This is a genomic window from Iodobacter sp. (genome assembly GCF_025352645.1).
GTDB lineage: Bacteria > Pseudomonadota > Gammaproteobacteria > Burkholderiales > Chitinibacteraceae > Iodobacter.
The window spans coordinates 20,135-35,853 of the sequence record NZ_JANXSO010000129.1 but is presented as its reverse complement, the minus strand read 5'-3'; the positions used below and the strand labels follow the sequence as shown (position 1 = coordinate 35,853).

The window sequence follows — 15,719 nt, the reverse complement described above, 5'->3', positions numbered from 1 at the left end:
GTATAACGAAGAAAAAGTCCGCATCTTCGACCCCGTATTCCCAAGCTTTGCCTGCACCTGCTCCAGAGAGCGCGTAGGCGGCATGCTGAAAATGCTAGGCAAAGAAGAAATTGAAGGCCTACTGGCCGAACACGGCCATGTAGACGTGGGCTGCGAATTCTGCAACGAGAAATACCAGTTCGATCAAGTAGACGTTACCCAGCTATTTATTGGGCATGGGATTACTGAAGTGAATCCGCAGCTGCATTGATACAGCTAAGGGGAAGAAAATAAAGCCCTCATCATGAGCTTTTCATGCATAAATAACATGGCTGCTTGATGGGGGCTTTTTTTTGTTTTTTAAAAACTAATATCTGCCATTTCAGTCTTTAATTGATTCAATAAACTATAGTCTTTTTTAATATCACTATCTTCTTTGGATATTAGCTCTAATTTTTGCTGTATACCTTTTATTTTCTTATCAAAATTTAAAGTAATTATGCCGTGCACATTGCTTGTCATATCACTAATTACAGAGGTACAAATTTGCTCGACTGCCTGATATAACTGAACTGTACGTTCATGCTGTTCTTTGTTTTTTCTATCTTGATCAGCGTTTGCCTTGTAGATATCATAAAAAAAAGTGAGTACCTGTACTGCAATCGCTGCTTTCCCAGCCCAATTACCTAGTGTTTTATCCCAGCGACCCTTAAGCATAGGTATTTTCAATTCTCTGCCTAGTAAGAATGCATTTTTCAAGTTTTCTTCATTAAGTGCATCTTTTGCGCCATGGACTACTGTGTCTAAAATAGCATTTTCTTTGTTAATCACATTGTACAAGTGATTGTTTTTATGCTGGATGGGAATGGATAGCTTATTATTTACTTTTCCAACTTCATCATTTAGCCAAGACTCAGTTTTAGGAACCATGGTTGCAAAAATAGCTTGTAGTTCTGATTCTGCAGAAGTCTGTGAGTTCGTATTTTGTAAAGTATTCGATACCTCGGGTTTCAGTAGGTTAACTTGTTGAATGATGTATTGACTAGATTGAATCTTTAGAGCTGTCTTTTCAGCTTCAAGCATGAGTCTGTCATCGCGAAGATGCCTAATTTCAAGACTCTCGGTTTGATTTAATTTTGTTTTTATTTGGCTAATAACCGGTTGATACCAACATTCATCAATATGATTTTTTAGAGCTGCTAACTTATTGTTTTCTTGGTCTTGGACTATAACCCAATCGTTAAAGCTCTGAATGAAGAAGTTATACCCAGAATGCTCCAGTAGTTTTTCATGACTCTTCAATCTGGCGTTAAATGCTGTCTTAATATTCATAGGAAGAACTGTGATATGAGCAATTTCTTCATCAGTAGTGTTATATTTTGGTGCCAAAGAGCATAGAATGCTATTTATCCTTTTCAAAGCAGTTAATTTATCATCTTGACTAGCTAACTGATGATTTAAAACGATAAATATTTTTTTTCCTTTTTTAAGCATGCTAAATAAGCGCTCATAAATGTCCTTTGAGTCGTGATCGCCTTCTCTAAGAACAAATAGCATTGCATTTGTTCTTTTTACTTGTTCTGCAGTTACTTCTTCATGGGAGATTGGTGCATTTACTCCTGGTGTATCAAGAAGATAAAAGCCATTCCAATTGTATTGATCAATTTTGTCTGTTGTTGGTATGTCATTAACTATAGCCTCATTTTTAGCTAATAAGGTGTTAATTAATGAACTTTTTCCAGCATTATATGCACCATATAACATGATTTGCAGTTTGCGAATTTCAATGCTTTGCCTAAGCTCGTTCGTTAATAGTGCTGAATTGTCGATATATTTTGAGATGATTGATTTTGATTTTTCTAAATTATCAAGTAAAAGTTGGAATGGAGCCATCTTGATTATCCCTTTAAGGTATCAATTTCAATTGAAAACTGCTGAATGATTTGCTCAATACTTATGCATATATTTTCTACAGGCTGTATTTTTTCTATAACATCAACAAATACAACATCGATTATTTTTGGTAATGATTTTTTAATGTTATCAGTTATTGTTTTTATGATTTTTTCTGAAGAGATGCCAACATTTTTAGTGATTACCTCCGTTTCAACAAAAATATCGCCAGCAGTTGAGCCTGCTGCGCCGCCAAACAAACTACCTAATAGGTACCCAATGAAAGGTCCTATGCCAGGTATAGGTATTAAATTGCCTAATAAAGCGCCTCCATAACCACCACCAATCGTTCCAGCAGTGGCTGCAACTGTTTTTGTAGCGCTACCTTTGACTTGTTTAATATCAATTGTGATGGCCTCAAATTCACCAAGTCCAACTATTGATAATGTATTATTTGTACGTTTTAGCTCTGTTATATATTGAGATAGTTCTTTTTGTAAAGTGTTATTTATTTTCTCTTCAATGAGTATATTTAGTTCTGTAGCAATAGCCTTTTTATTTTGGCTGTCCTTGTGTCGATTCACAATATCTGATATTTCACAAATAACAGCAGCGGTGATCTCTGAAACTAAGTATTTTTTCTGTCTGTTTATATTTTCTATTGTATTTTTTGTTTCTTTTTTTAGTTTTCTTATCGTGGGGCTAATCTCATTTGTTAATGATGAGAGTACTTTTTTATCAAGAAAATTAATCATTTGTTGATGAGCTTTCCGTATTTTATATACTTTTGCCTCTTCAATGATTAAAGATAATGATTGGTATAAATTTGACAGCCCTGCCTCTTGAAGGTCACTTGTTTCTTTATCACTGCTTTTATAAGCATGAATAGAAATTGAGATCGCTTTTTTTAGTTCGGTAGATTCTATTTCTTTATATTCTTTGAGTCTATGAATGACGTCCTCTTCTTGCAACTTTCTATTTTCAGTAGTTTTATTGGATATTGAAGATATTGGAGAGTCAGTAACATCATTCCAGCCAGATTCAATCAGCTCGTCACTGCGAGTAATGATGGGTAATAGTGGTTTTTTCTTGGCTAGCTCATCTTTTAGATCAGCAAGTTCCTGTACTTGACCAGGAGAGGTTGAAGGTGTGAGCCACAGGATGGCATCTGTGCTATCTGTAAAACGTCGAGTTAATTCACCATTACAATCAGTCACCGAGTGTAAGCCAGGAGAGTCGAGTAACACTAAGTTTTGACCTAATTCTACCCCCTGAATGAATGCCGTAGTTTCGGTAACACCTTCAGCAAAGCGCTTATCCATGAATTGAATCTTTCCATCATGAAATTGGAATCGTTTTATTTGTTCTTCTGGAAAAAGGTCAGTTATAAAATTTGAGAATGAGCTTTTACCTGCGTTCACCTTGCCGAAGACTAGAAATATAATACGATCGCTATATAATTCAGAAAGTAATTTCATTGGGCGATAATTTTCTAATTCGATATCCCAATTCTTAAAGCTATTTATAATTGATATGTGTAGTTCATCGGCCATCTTAACTAATGGGCTGTTTTCATTTAGGTTTGAATTTTTAACTTTAAATATTTGTTCAAGACTTTTTTTAAGTGCTTCCTTTTTAAGTAGAAGTGTGTCTTCTTTTTTAGATATACTGGCGAAATTATGTTGAAATGATTGTAATGAATGCAAAAATGGATTTTGTGTCATTTTGTTATCTGCTCAAGGTTATTTATAAGAGTTTTTATTTTAATTAATTCATTTTTTTCATCTGTTATTTTTCTTTGTATTGATTTGTTTTTTGGTGAGGTTTCATATGCTTTAGATAAATACTCTTCAGCGGCCTCAGTATTGATAATTGTAAGTTGACCAATATGTGTGGCTGATAAATCAGTTAAGTCATATTTCTGTATAATACTGTTAGCGTGTTGTATCGCAAAATTCTCTAACTCTTCTTGTTTTGCTTTTTCTACTCGCTGTTTCTCAACTTGCTGGGCTCGCTTGAGCTTTTCTTCAGCTTCCCTTTGAAGACGGTACTCTTCATTCTTACGCTCACGTAACTTTTCTTGCTCTTTTTTTTCTTCTTCTTCATTGTCTGAGAGTACTGCAGCAGCTATAGCCGCGATTGCACCGCCAATTAACCATGGAATTGCCATAATATTTATCCTCTTTCTTTAACTTTTGTTGTAAAATTTTTAACATCATAACTAAATGAGTTTTTCATTTCTTTCTTGTTTTTTATTTCTTGTTGTAGGTGATTGTTTACTGATTCATATTTTTTTCCTAATTCATTTTTGATGATATTTTTAATTTCTAAAATTTCTGTGCTCCGTAGGCTTAGTGCTCCATTGCTTAATCTTTGCGTTAAATCTAGTAATTCTATTATTCCGCTTTTCTCAATGAATATTTGTTTTTTCTCTGCAAGCCCTTTGGTAAAACGTGTAGCTGAAACTACAAAAGTAGTTATATCTGGAAGTTGTTTTTTTATAATAGAAACAATCTGCTTTTTTTGCTCTGCTGTTACTTGATCTGCTTGGGTTAAAATCAAGAATATTCTTCTTTGGTAATCCTTTTTTTGATTGATTAAACGATGGTAGTAATCGTTTTCATATCTATCTAATTCTCCCGCTTTTAGATTGTGGACTAAGAATAAAATATCAGCAGTAATAAAAGCACCTTCTTCCGCTTCTTTGTCATCCTTGCCAGTGACATCCGCATCTAAACCTGGTGTGTCTACCCAAGTAATATTTTTATGATGATGTGTTTTATTTTTAGTTGTTTCGCGCTTGTCAGATGCTTTGAATACTTCTTCACCCACAATTGTATTTAGTAACGTACTTTTGCCATGATTGTATTTTCCAAAAACAGCAATCCGAATGCTCTTTTCTTCTTTCTGTAAAAAATTCAAACGCTTAATTTCACGCTCCAATTGTGGAACTGCATTTATATATAGAGCTAATTCATTTTTTGTCATTTATATAATCACCTTAAAAATAATATCCATGTCTTTATCTTCCTGCAGCTTATTGCAAACAGCTGCATTTTTTTCATAGAACTCATCTAGAGTCATGAGTGAAGAGAAAAATTTTGTGTATCCTTCATCTATTCTGCATACATCTGGTCTGCTTTGATAAATAGTGCAGCCTACATTTTCATTGAAATATATGCATATTCCATTTCCTAGATGAAACTCACTAAGCTGTTTGATTTTTCCAATATTCTTGCAGCATTGGCCACATTTTGTGCAAGGAAAACTCATTGCGTGTAATTTTTGGCTTTATTTAAATTCAATTTTCATCCCTTTTAACCCTATCAATATACTTCCCCAACCCCACTGTCGAAATCACACCCGCCACAAATACAATTGCAAATGCGGCTAGGCTTTCTAGTGGGGAGTTGTTGTTGCCCATGGTATTTCCTTTATATGTTTAAATTTGCAAAGGCTAAATATTTAAGCCGTTGTGAAATATTGCTTCACTTCATTTTCTAAAGACAATTGCAGCTCAGCTGGGCTGATAATCCGCACATGTGGTATCCAATATCTAATCAGCGGGAGTATTTGATTAGCATGGCTAATGTGGCTGCTGATAATTAAGCCGCCATTTTCTAATTGTTTGATGGTTTCTTGCTGCGGCAGTAGTTTTCTTCGCAAGAAGTAATAGGCCATTTGTGGGGCAATGGTGAGGAGGACTTCGGTTTTATCGCTGCTATACCAAATGTCTTCATTACTTTCTATTTCTGCCTGTATTTCTGCGCTTGGCGTGAAGCTGTCGTTGCTGATGCTTAATTGGCTAATACGGCTAAAGGTAAAGGCTTTAAGTTGCTGATTTTCTGTGGCCGCTAGATACCAGATTCCTTTGCTATTGACTAAGCGATAGGGCATTAAGGTGCGTGGTTTACCGGCGTAGCTGAGCTGGCAAATACGTTGCCGCTGTATGGCTTCGTCTAGCTGAATAAACTGGCTATCGTGGGGCTTGGGTTCTTCGTAATGATGGCCTTTGATGAGGTAGCTGCTGTGCGTCAAGGTATCGAGCAGGGCGACGAGAAAGCGCTGGCTGGCATTGGGGAATAGCTGATCTACACCTGTGAGTCTGGCAAAGGATTCTAGGTCTTTAGAGGTCAGTTTGCCTCGATAGGCGGCAGCAATTTGGTAGCGACCATCTTCTAGTTTGTCGACAATGCCGCCTAGGCGATTTAAATCGCGGTAGATGGTACGTTCGCTCACTTTAAATTCATCGGCAAGGGCTTGCCTGCTTAATGCGTCGCCTAAATTCAGTTTGAGCAAGATGGCTGCAATTCTGAATGCTAGGGTTTCATGCTCTGAGCTTACGACTTTCATTGTTTGAGTGCTTTTATATATGTAGTTATTGCTATTGATTTTTTTGGCACGAAGCTTACACATGTTTGTCATATTTTGCGATGTTTATGTCATAGTTCATATGGGTAATTTAAACATAGCCTGCTGACAGGGCGTGGCAGTGGATTAGGCGTAGAGGAAAAGAAGTGGAGAATGGAGTAAGGGGAGTCTTGAAACATAAAAAAACCGCCATCATTGGATGGCGGTGTGGGCTAAAGCTTATTGCTCAGTAACAGATTCTGCAGGCTGTTGCCAAGGCAGTGGCACATTGATGCCATTGAGTAAGAATGCACCTTTTTCTAGCGAGGCTTTGGCTGAGAGCAGGCCATTTTCGCTGCGGATCAGGTTTTGATCGGTGAGCTTATTGATCTGGCCTTCTACAAATTGCCCAGCCAGATAATCGAGATCGTCTGCCGCTACGCCGCTATCTGGGCCGCCGAACATATTGCGGGCTTGCCACATCACCATAGTTTCAATCACTTTACGCGGTACCGAGAAATCAGCCTTGGCGTGCAGTTTATTGACGAATTCCACTGGTTTATCTAAGTCGGCAGGCTGGAAGCCTTTTAGGCCTACTTCGGTAGTGAAGTGGATGGAGCCATCGGGCAGTTTAACGTCAAACTTTTTGATGGCTAAGAGCGGGTCGTGGGTGAGCAGCGGCATGCCGTGAGTTTTAACCAACTTAACTAGCTCGTTTGAAAACTGATCGCGGCTAAGCTGTTTCTTTTGTAGTGCGGTAAATTCGTCGGCAAGCTTGGCAAGGGTTGGGCCGTGCAAATGGCTGGCCGTGGCTTGCACTTCGGCTGGGCCGTAAGGTTGGTCGTCTAGAACCAGCTTGGCTAGGTTGATATTTGCGCTGCCATTGATAAACTCAGCTTCCTCGCTGATTTTTCCTGCGTAGGCTAGGTTTTCTAGCTTGAGCTTGATCGGTGTGCCTTCAAGCAATTGCATATCAAAGCCAGCCAGCTTGGCTTGGGTGTTGCCAAGCATCACGCCCGTTTTACCGCGTACATGATCAAAGCCAAAGGTTAAATCATTAAAGGCGAAAGAGAGCTTGCCTTTGGCTCCACCGGATAGGCCGGGCGCATTGGCAATCAGTTTTACGCTGTTAAAATCGCCGCCGTAATTTAGCGTGGCATTAAAGCCTTTCCAATTGGCTTTTACGCCAGAGATGGCTTCTTCGTAATCAAAGCTGGGTACTTTAATATCAATGACGCCATCGTCATTAAAGCCGATTTTATTTTCAATATGAATGGGTTTTTGTGCGCCAAAGAACTGAGTTAAAAACTTTTGAGTTTCTGGCGAAAACATAAATTCCGATTCAACCACCGCTTTATATGGGTGTAGGTTAAATCGGCTAAGCAGCGGCAATGGGCCGTGCTGGATATGCTGGGTATAGGTGACTTCAAATTTAGGTAGCTCGGTGCCTGCGCGCTCAATAAAAAAGCGATATAGCTCAGGGTTAAGCAATAGCGTGGTTTTTTCGCTAGAGCTAAACCAGCCGCGCTGATATTCACGATTTTTTACAATAAAGTAGGGCAGGCTGCTTAGCCATTCGTGCTGCTTTTGCAATGTGTTTTCTGCAGCTTTACCTGCAACATAGGCCCCGCCAATATAGGCAGTAGACAGTATGGCGGCGGCAATTGCACTGCCCAGTAATACTTTACGTTTCACCATTTTCTCCGGCATTCAATAACAAGCTTCGTATTGGGATAGCTTGACACGGGCGCACGTGGCGCCCGCTTGGAGGGTATTAAATTCGATTTGCCAGTTCTACGGCTTTACCGATGTAATTCCAAGGAGTCAGCTCTTTCAGGCGGGCTTTTTCTAGCTCAGGGATTGCTAAACCATCAATAAATACCGCCAGTGCTTCGCGGGTAATGCCACTTTTACCACGTGTGAGTTCTTTTAATTGCTCATACGGGTTTGGCACGGCATAGCGGCGCATCACGGTTTGAATTGGCTCAGCGAGCACTTCCCAATTGGCGTTCAGATCATCAAGCATGGCTTGGCGATTGACTTCCAATTTGTTCAAGCCTTTTAAGCAGGCCACATAAGCAAGCAAGCTGTAACCTAAACCCACACCCATGTTACGCAAAACGGTGGAGTCGGTTAAGTCACGCTGCCAGCGGCTGATGGGCAGTTTTTGCGATAGGTGCGTGAGCATTGCATTGGCCATACCTAGATTGCCTTCGGAGTTTTCGAAGTCAATTGGGTTTACCTTATGCGGCATGGTGGAGGAGCCAATTTCGTTTTTATTGACGCGCTGTTTAAAGAAGCCCAGCGAGATATAGCCCCAGATATCACGGTTCATATCAATCAGAATGGTGTTGGCACGGGTAAACGTGTCGTACAGCTCGCTCATATAATCGTGGGATTCAATTTGCGTGCTGTAGGCGTTAAAGCTGATGCCTAGGCTTTCTACAAAGCGGCGGCAGAAGCTTTCCCAATCAAAATCAGGGTAGGCGGAGATGTGGGCATTGTAGTTACCTACCGCGCCATTAATCTTGCCTAACAGCTCGATTTTTTCAATGCGCACCAATTGGCGCTCAAGGCGGTAGGCCACATTGGCCATTTCCTTGCCCATGGTGGTTGGCGTAGCTGGCTGGCCGTGGGTGCGGCTCATCATGGGCGCATCGGCTAAATCATGGGCTAGCTCTTTGAGCTTGCTCACCATTTCTTTTAGCTTAGGTAGCATCACGGCGTCACGCGCGCCTTTTAGCATTAGGGCGTGGCTCAGATTATTGATGTCTTCAGAGGTACAAGCGAAGTGGATAAACTCGCTGGCAGCGCTGACTTCAGCATTGCCAGATAAGCGCTCTTTCATCCAGTATTCAACGGCTTTTACGTCGTGATTGGTGGTGCGCTCAATGGTTTTAACTTCGAGCGCGTGCTCGGGTGAAAACTGGGCGACAACCGCATCGAGTTCAGCGATGGTGGCTGCAGAGAATGGTTTAATCTCTTCAATGGCCGCTTCTGCAGCAAGGGCTTTTAGCCAAGCAATTTCAACGGCAACGCGGTTTTTAACCAGCGCGTACTCGCTAAAATAAGGACGTAAATCGGCGAGCTGTTTTTCATAACGACCGTCGAGTGGGGATAGGGCAGTAAGGGCTGAAAGTTCCATTCTAAGCCAAGTCTCACGTCTACAAAAATCAAGGCGCTAATTTTAACACAGCCGCCGCATGCTGCTCTGTGCAAACTGCATTAGCGGAGAAATCTATTTGCCAAAAAGTAGGATGAGTGTTGTTTTTACAGGGGTTTGTTAATTTGTAGCGTTTATCAAGGGCGGTTTGTATCAGTATCCTACTTAAGCTTTAAGCAATAGCATGCTTTGATGAAATCTTATGTAGAGAGACGCCTTGATCTGTTTGCAACGCTAGAATAAATAAGGATGACAGCAGGGGCGGCTCTTGTAAGAATGGCGCTACAAATATAAAGAAAAGGATGGGGGAATGAACACACAAATTACATCTGATTGGCAAAACTGGATTGTGGAAAATTTGGCGAGGGGCTGCGTGCCGCAATCTTTGGTGGAAGTGATGGCGGGCAAGGGCTTTGATCCTATTTTTGCCAATGCGATTGTTTTTCATTTTTCGAATATTTCAACGCAAGCTAAAACCGCTTTGCCTGCTGCTGCGGTGCCTGCTGGCTATGTTGCCGAGCGGCCGCGGTTTCCCATGCAAGGTAGCGTGATTCAAACACATGATAGGGCGGTGCGGGTAACGACTAGAGTGAGCGCACCCGTGGTGGCGGTGCTGGACGATATCTTGTCGCTAGAAGAATGCGATGAGCTGGTGCGTTTATCTAAAAGTAAGTTAAAGCGCTCTACCATCGTTGATCCGCAAACGGGAGCGGAAGAAGTGATCGATGATAGAAGTAGCTTTGGTACCTTTTTTAATGCCAATGAAAGCGAATTGATTACCCGCCTAGATCGCCGTATTGCCGAGGCAATGCACTGGCCGCTTGAAAACGGCGAGGGGCTGCAAATTTTAAATTACAAAATGGGTGGCGAATATAAGCCGCACTTTGATTACTTCCCGGTGGGGGATCCTGGCAGCCAAGTGCATTTAAAAAATGGCGGTCAACGTGTATCCACCATGGTGATCTATTTAAATGATGTGGAAGAAGGCGGTGAAACGATTTTTCCTGAGCTGGGCATGGCGATTTCACCAAAGAAAGGCTCGGCGGTTTATTTTGAGTACTGTAATAGCCACAGCCAAACCGATCCATTAACGCTACACGGCGGCAACCCCGTGCTAAAAGGCGAAAAATGGATCGCCACCAAGTGGATGCGCCAAGGACGCTTTGGCTGATTACTGTAGGGCGGGTGAAACCCGCGAGCAATGCTGAATAAACACGCGGGTTTCACCCTCTCTAAGATATTTATAATGAGATTGAGCAAGAGGCATAGTCAGCATGTTTTATCTTGCCCATGCGGCTGACGCGTGGGCACACCACCCTACAGTTGATCTGCCCTGCGTAAATTGAGTGCCTCGCCGTGTTCTGCCGTTTGGTTAATTTGCGCTAGCCAAGGCGCAATATCAATGTCGCGCTCGGCCAGCCAAGCATCGTTGTAATAAGAATGCGCATAGCGCTCGCCACTGTCGCAAAGCAGGGTCACGATGCTGCCACTTTGCCCAGCGGCTTTCATTTCTAGCGCCAAAGCCAGCACCCCCGCCAGATTACAACCGGTAGAGCCGCCAACGCGCCGCCCCAGTTTGCTTGCCAGCCAGCGCGTAGCGGCTATGGATAAGGCATCGGGCACTTGAAACATGCTGTCTATCACCGATGGGATAAACGATGCCTCCACTTTAGGCCGGCCTATGCCCTCGATTAAAGAGCCGCAATGCAGGCTTAAGCTGCGATCCTTGCTACCAAACGCATCAAAAAATACCGAGTTATCAGGATCCACGCAGGCAATTTTGGTGGCGTGCTGGCGGTAGCGCACATATCGCCCTAGCGTGGCTGATGTGCCGCCGGTGCCGCAGCTAGCCACAATCCATTTTGGAATAGGGTGCGGCTCCAGCGCCATTTGGGCGTAGATGGATTCGGCAATATTATTATTGGCTCGCCAATCGGTGGCGCGCTCGGCATAGGTAAATTGGTCCATAAAATGCCCGCCCGTTTCGGCGGCAAGCTTGAGCGATTCGCTATGCAGCGTGGTGGGGTCGCTGACCAAATGGCATTGGCCACCATAAAAAGTAATGGCGGCGATTTTTTCTGGGCTGGTGGATGCGGGCATTACCGCAATAAAGGGCAGGCCGAGCAGCCTAGCGAAATAGGCTTCGGAAATCGCAGTTGAGCCGCTAGAGGCTTCAATCACTGTGCTTTTGGCGTGAATCCAGCCATTTGCTAGCGAGTACAGAAACAAGGAGCGCGCTAGGCGGTGTTTTAAGCTACCCGTTGGATGGCTGGATTCGTCTTTTAAATAAAAGTCGATACCTGGGAAGCCAGGCAAAGTGAGCGGGATTAAGTGAGTATCGGCAGAGCGGTTAAAATCAGCTTCAATGGTGCGAATTGCACGAGCAACCCAAGCGCGGCTATCAGTCATATTTATGCTCATCTTTTGGCAAATTAGAGCACAGCATTCCATGAGTACAGGCTGGATTCAAGTTAAAAGGGAATTTACTTAGGCGGGGAGAGGGCAAAATAAAAGGCACTTCGCGTGCCTTTTATTTTTTATAACTAAGGGATTATTTCTTTGCTGCAGGCTTGCTCGCTTCTGGTTTAGCAGCGGGCTTAGCTGGTTTTTCTGCCTTGGCTGCAGAAGCCATTGGTTTTTCCATTTTTGCTGCGGGGGCGGCTGTTTTACCACCTACAGAAACTTCAGCTTTGACTTTATTGAACACGCCGTCTTTGATACCAGGTACTTTTTTCAGGTCTTCAACGGTTTTAAATGGGCCATTTTTGCCGCGATATTCAACAATCGCTTTTGCCTTGGCTGGGCCAAATCCGTTGACGGCTTCTAACTCTGTTTGGCTAGCAGTGTTAATATCCACCACCGCAAATGCCATACCGTGAAGTGCAAAAGCGCTTAATAATGCGATTAGCCATTTCTTCATGAGATTCCCTTTATTTAAGATAAACAGACGGGCCCTGAGGGCAATGCCTGCTTAATATAGCATGCCTTGTTAGCAAGTGCTTTTCGCGTCAAATTAGGTTCAGTTTATGGTTGCAATTACACCCGAACAAGCCGTGGGGCATTATGAAAACTTCCCTGTGGCATCCCTGCTATTACCCCGCAAATATCGCAAAGCTGTGGCGGCGGTGTACCACTTTGCCCGCCATGCCGACGATCTGGCCGACGAGGGCGATGCTACGCCCGCAGAGCGCCTAGCCGCGCTTGCCGCTTGCCGTGCAGAATTAGCCCTGATGGCGGCAGGGCAAACCCCGCTAACAGCGCGCTATCAGGCGTTGGCAGTGTCCACGCAGCAGTATCAAATCCCGATCCAGCTTTATCACGATCTGCTGGATGCCTTTACCCAAGACGTAACCAAACACCGTTTTGCGGATTTTGGTGAGCTAATCTATTACTGCCGCCGCTCTGCCAACCCCGTTGGGCGTATCTTATTGCATATTTTTGGGCTGGCTACGCCGCGTAATTTGGCCTTGTCTGACGGCATTTGTAGCGCCTTGCAGCTAATTAATTTTTGGCAAGATGTAGAAAAAGACTGGGCCAATGGCCGGGTTTATTTCCCGCAAGCTGATTTAGAGCGCTTTGGCGTGAGCGAAGCGCAAATTGCCGCTGGCGAAATCAACGCCAACTGGCGGCGCTTAATGGCGTTTCAGGTGCGGCGCAGCCAAAAAATGCTGCACGCCGGAGCGCCGCTAGGCAAAATATTGCCAGGACGAGTTGGCCTAGAGATTCGCCTCACCATCCTTGGCGGCGACGCTATTTTAGAAAAACTAAAGCTCGAGCCCGATGTCTTCCGCCACCGCCCCGTACTGGTCTGGCGCGATTGGCCCAAATTGCTATGGCGGGCGCTGCGGGCTAAGTAAACATCGGCCAGCCCTGCTATAGAGAGTGAGTGGAGGTGGGCCGATGCTTAGATTTTGTGTGCTGCTACTATTATTAACGGCGTGTAAGGCCGATCAGCCCACTGTGCTTTCTGGCGTGGTGATTAAAGTGCTGGATGGCGATTCCTTAATTATCCGTGACGCGGCCAATCAAGAGCACGCACTACGGCTGGCTTTTATTGATGCGCCCGAATACAGCCAAGCTTTTGGCAGCGAGTCACGGCGCAGCCTAGATCGGTGGGCTTATCAAAAAACGGCAGTTGCAACCGTCATCGATACCGATAAATACCAGCGCAGCGTGGTGCTGCTACAGATTGTCGGCAAAGATATCAATGCCGAGCAAGTAAAAGCAGGCCTCGCCTGGCACTACCAGCATTTTGCCAAGGGCAAGCAAAGCACAACGCAATTTGCGCTCTACCAAGCCGCAGAAAGCGAAGCCCGCGCCGCCCAGCGCGGGCTATGGCAAGAAGCCACCCCCACCCCACCTTGGGATTACCGCAGGGCGCATCCTAGATAAGCTGATTGGGGCGTATTCCATGTGGTTTTGTAGTTCTCTAGGGTGCAATAGGATTGAGGGTTTATTCAGACGCATTGCCCCGTGTTGGCAATGAGGTTGCGTCTAGGCTAGCCGAGATTATGGCAACGGCGGTGCAATGCGCCTTCGCTGTGCTACGTAAACGTCGCAGGCTCTGCTGATTGTCACCCTACAAAAACTGCCCTCATTCCCAAATCCTAAGCCGCCTTTAATGCCGCTGCCAGCCCGCTTTGCCGAGTAGCTTGTTTGCTGATGGCTTTGCTCAGCACTTCGTTGCTCCCCCAAATTTCTACTTTTTGCTTGGCGCGGGTGAGGCCGGTGTAGATGAGGCTGCGGCTGAGTAGCTCGTGGGCTTGGTGGGGCAATAATAGAATAACGGTGTCAAATTCTGAGCCTTGGCTTTTGTGTACGGTGAGGGCCAGTGCGGTTTCGTGGCTGGGGAGGCGGGCGGGGCTGAACCAGCGCAGGGTGTTGCCTTCCCCTTTAAAGGCTACGCGGGGTGCGCCGTCTTGAATAAATGTCAGGCCAATGTCGCCGTTATATAGCTGCACGCCATAATCATTTTGGGTGATGAGGATGGGGCGGCCCGCGTACCAAACATCGGCAGAAATCAGGTTTTTGGCCCGCCAGTGATCTTCTAGCTGCTGATTTACGCCCATTACACCGGCTTGACCTTCGCGTAAGGCGGTGAGAATGCGGAAGGTATCAAAGGCTATAAATGCAGCCGTTACATCGTTTTGCTGCACGGCTTGCCAGTAAGCTTGGTAGCCGCTATCACAACGCGCCAATAGGTTTTTGCTGTTGGCTTGCCAGCCTAGCTCTGGCTCGGCTTCGGCGAATAAATCATTGGGTTGCAGCAGGGCTAATGCGCCCTTTGCATCGCCTGCATTGACTAAGCTGGCTAGCTTGCCAATGCCGCCACCTGCGGCAAAACGGTGGCTGTGTTGCAGTGTCATAATCGCATTGCCAACGCAGCTACTTGCGCCTTTGCTGGGTAAAATCTCTACGCCACTGGCGGTTTTTAAGGCGGCAATAAACGCGAGGCTAGGCGCTTTTAAGCTGCATAATTCGGCAAATACCGCCCCCGCATCTACTGCATCTAGTTGATCTTTATCGCCTAATAAAATAAGCCGAGCATCTACGGGCAGCGCATCCAGTAGCTGCGCCATCAGCGCCAGATCGATCATCGATGCTTCATCCACCACCAGCACATCCAGCGCTAGCGGGTTATCTTTGCCGTGCTTAAAGCTGCCATCGGGCCGTGGCCCTAGTAAGCGGTGCAGGGTGGATGCTGTTTCGGGGATTACCGCCAGTGTTGCTTCATCAACAGCTAGATCACATTTTCTTTCCCTGACCGATTCACTCATTCTGGCTGCGGCCTTACCGGTGGGGGCGGCCATTTTGATATTTAAACTGTTGTTCGCCACGATTTGTAAAGCCGCCAAAATCCGCAGCACGGTGGTGGTTTTACCCGTGCCTGGCCCGCCAGAAATCACCGTTAGCTTTTGCATCACTGCTGCGGCTGCGGCGGCTTTTTGCATATCTGGGCGGATGGCAGCTGGGGGGAATAGGCGATCGAGCAAGGGGGCGAGTTGCTGCAAATCGACCGCGCACTTTGCCTTGGCTAACTGGCTTAATTTTTGCGCCACCGAGTTTTCATACCACCAATAACGGGTGAGGTAGAGCCGGTCTTTATCCTGAGTTAAAGGCTTAAACTCGCCAGGGCGGCCGATTAAAGGGCTGCTGAGTGGTGCTGCCCGAATACAACTATGCCCCGCCGCCAACGCCGCGCACAGCTTAGCCAGCGTGGTTTTAAACTCATCCGATTGCGGCCCGCAAAGGCGTTCAAAACTGCGGCTTAATTCAAAGGCAAAGTCAGGCATGGTGGAGTCCAGAGTGGTGGTGCGTAGCAAAACCTAAATCT

At 44.9% G+C, this 15,719-nt stretch carries 15 protein-coding genes; 4 read left to right on the top strand and 11 right to left on the bottom strand.

Features of this window, described 5'->3' with window-relative positions; genetic code table 11:
- Positions 1–250 (top strand): Hsp33 family molecular chaperone HslO (locus Q0R17_RS14840; protein ID WP_293936143.1); only part of this gene is annotated, 250 nt, incomplete at its 5' end.
- 89 nt (positions 251–339) lie between these two features.
- Here the strand turns inward: Q0R17_RS14840 and Q0R17_RS14835 are convergent.
- The 8 genes from Q0R17_RS14835 to purB form a co-directional block, all read right to left on the bottom strand.
- Complete coding sequence (locus Q0R17_RS14835; protein WP_293936140.1) at positions 340–1,872, bottom strand: GTPase; 1,533 nt, start codon at positions 1,870–1,872, stop codon at positions 340–342.
- 5 nt (positions 1,873–1,877) lie between these two features.
- Positions 1,878–3,596: a GTPase gene (locus Q0R17_RS14830; protein ID WP_293936137.1), complete on the bottom strand. Its 1,719-nt coding sequence runs from the start codon at positions 3,594–3,596 to the stop codon at positions 1,878–1,880.
- Complete coding sequence (locus Q0R17_RS14825) at positions 3,593–4,042, bottom strand: hypothetical protein (protein WP_293936135.1); 450 nt, start codon at positions 4,040–4,042, stop codon at positions 3,593–3,595. Before Q0R17_RS14825 ends, Q0R17_RS14830 begins: the two co-directional genes overlap by 4 nt.
- 5 nt (positions 4,043–4,047) lie before the next feature.
- Positions 4,048–4,860, bottom strand: coding sequence for a GTPase domain-containing protein (locus tag Q0R17_RS14820; RefSeq protein WP_293936133.1), 813 nt, complete (start codon positions 4,858–4,860; stop codon positions 4,048–4,050).
- A complete protein-coding gene (locus Q0R17_RS20110; protein WP_374759877.1) occupies positions 4,861–5,145 on the bottom strand; it encodes a YkgJ family cysteine cluster protein in 285 nt (94 codons plus the stop codon).
- A gap of 192 nt (positions 5,146–5,337) precedes the next feature.
- A complete protein-coding gene (locus Q0R17_RS14815; RefSeq protein WP_293936131.1) occupies positions 5,338–6,225 on the bottom strand; it encodes a YafY family protein in 888 nt (295 codons plus the stop codon).
- Between the two features lie 237 nt (positions 6,226–6,462).
- Positions 6,463–7,920: a YdgA family protein gene (locus Q0R17_RS14810; RefSeq protein WP_293936129.1), complete on the bottom strand. Its 1,458-nt coding sequence runs from the start codon at positions 7,918–7,920 to the stop codon at positions 6,463–6,465.
- A gap of 76 nt (positions 7,921–7,996) precedes the next feature.
- Positions 7,997–9,367 carry an adenylosuccinate lyase gene (gene purB / locus Q0R17_RS14805; protein WP_293936127.1) on the bottom strand — a complete coding sequence of 457 codons (1,371 nt, stop codon included), beginning with the start codon at positions 9,365–9,367 and terminating at the stop codon, positions 7,997–7,999.
- A gap of 328 nt (positions 9,368–9,695) precedes the next feature.
- Between purB and Q0R17_RS14800 the strand changes: the two genes are divergently transcribed.
- The gene (locus Q0R17_RS14800; RefSeq protein WP_293936124.1) at positions 9,696–10,556 is read left to right on the top strand and encodes a 2OG-Fe(II) oxygenase; all 861 of its coding nucleotides are present in this window, start codon (positions 9,696–9,698) and stop codon (positions 10,554–10,556) included.
- 146 nt (positions 10,557–10,702) lie between these two features.
- Here Q0R17_RS14800 and Q0R17_RS14795 read toward each other — a convergent pair whose 3' ends face one another.
- Together Q0R17_RS14795 and Q0R17_RS14790 are read right to left on the bottom strand one after the other, a co-directional pair.
- A complete protein-coding gene (locus tag Q0R17_RS14795; protein ID WP_293936122.1) occupies positions 10,703–11,794 on the bottom strand; it encodes a PLP-dependent cysteine synthase family protein in 1,092 nt (363 codons plus the stop codon).
- 142 nt (positions 11,795–11,936) lie between these two features.
- The gene (locus Q0R17_RS14790) at positions 11,937–12,305 is read right to left on the bottom strand and encodes a helix-hairpin-helix domain-containing protein (protein WP_293936120.1); all 369 of its coding nucleotides are present in this window, start codon (positions 12,303–12,305) and stop codon (positions 11,937–11,939) included.
- Between the two features lie 106 nt (positions 12,306–12,411).
- On the opposite strand from Q0R17_RS14790, the gene hpnC reads away from it, so the two are divergent.
- Both hpnC and Q0R17_RS14780 read left to right on the top strand, forming a co-directional pair.
- Positions 12,412–13,242 carry a squalene synthase HpnC gene (hpnC, locus tag Q0R17_RS14785; protein WP_293936117.1) on the top strand — a complete coding sequence of 277 codons (831 nt, stop codon included), beginning with the start codon at positions 12,412–12,414 and terminating at the stop codon, positions 13,240–13,242.
- A gap of 43 nt (positions 13,243–13,285) precedes the next feature.
- Positions 13,286–13,777 carry a thermonuclease family protein gene (locus tag Q0R17_RS14780; protein ID WP_293936114.1) on the top strand — a complete coding sequence of 164 codons (492 nt, stop codon included), beginning with the start codon at positions 13,286–13,288 and terminating at the stop codon, positions 13,775–13,777.
- A 215-nt stretch (positions 13,778–13,992) separates the two neighbouring features.
- On the opposite strand, the gene recD is transcribed toward Q0R17_RS14780, so the two are convergent.
- Positions 13,993–15,678: an exodeoxyribonuclease V subunit alpha gene (gene recD, locus Q0R17_RS14775; RefSeq protein WP_293936111.1), complete on the bottom strand. Its 1,686-nt coding sequence runs from the start codon at positions 15,676–15,678 to the stop codon at positions 13,993–13,995.
- Positions 15,679–15,719: the final 41 nt, after the last annotated feature.

Excerpts from the sequence above, each read along its gene's own strand:
- Q0R17_RS14780 (WP_293936114.1), top strand. The coding sequence starts at position 13,286 with ATGCTTAGATTTTGTGTGCTGCTACTATTATTAACGGCGTGTAAGGCC.
- Q0R17_RS14795 (WP_293936122.1), bottom strand. The coding sequence starts at position 11,794 with ATGACTGATAGCCGCGCTTGGGTTGCTCGTGCAATTCGCACCATTGAA.
- Q0R17_RS14790 (WP_293936120.1), bottom strand. The coding sequence starts at position 12,305 with ATGAAGAAATGGCTAATCGCATTATTAAGCGCTTTTGCACTTCACGGT.
- Q0R17_RS14810 (WP_293936129.1), bottom strand. The coding sequence starts at position 7,920 with ATGGTGAAACGTAAAGTATTACTGGGCAGTGCAATTGCCGCCGCCATA.
- Q0R17_RS14825 (WP_293936135.1), bottom strand. The coding sequence starts at position 4,042 with ATGGCAATTCCATGGTTAATTGGCGGTGCAATCGCGGCTATAGCTGCT.
- Q0R17_RS14830 (WP_293936137.1), bottom strand. The coding sequence starts at position 3,596 with ATGACACAAAATCCATTTTTGCATTCATTACAATCATTTCAACATAAT.
- purB (WP_293936127.1), bottom strand. The coding sequence starts at position 9,367 with ATGGAACTTTCAGCCCTTACTGCCCTATCCCCACTCGACGGTCGTTAT.
- Q0R17_RS14815 (WP_293936131.1), bottom strand. The coding sequence starts at position 6,225 with ATGAAAGTCGTAAGCTCAGAGCATGAAACCCTAGCATTCAGAATTGCA.
- Q0R17_RS20110 (WP_374759877.1), bottom strand. The coding sequence starts at position 5,145 with ATGAGTTTTCCTTGCACAAAATGTGGCCAATGCTGCAAGAATATTGGA.
- recD (WP_293936111.1), bottom strand. The coding sequence starts at position 15,678 with ATGCCTGACTTTGCCTTTGAATTAAGCCGCAGTTTTGAACGCCTTTGC.
- Q0R17_RS14820 (WP_293936133.1), bottom strand. The coding sequence starts at position 4,860 with ATGACAAAAAATGAATTAGCTCTATATATAAATGCAGTTCCACAATTG.
- Q0R17_RS14800 (WP_293936124.1), top strand. The coding sequence starts at position 9,696 with ATGAACACACAAATTACATCTGATTGGCAAAACTGGATTGTGGAAAAT.
- Q0R17_RS14835 (WP_293936140.1), bottom strand. The coding sequence starts at position 1,872 with ATGGCTCCATTCCAACTTTTACTTGATAATTTAGAAAAATCAAAATCA.
- hpnC (WP_293936117.1), top strand. The coding sequence starts at position 12,412 with ATGGTTGCAATTACACCCGAACAAGCCGTGGGGCATTATGAAAACTTC.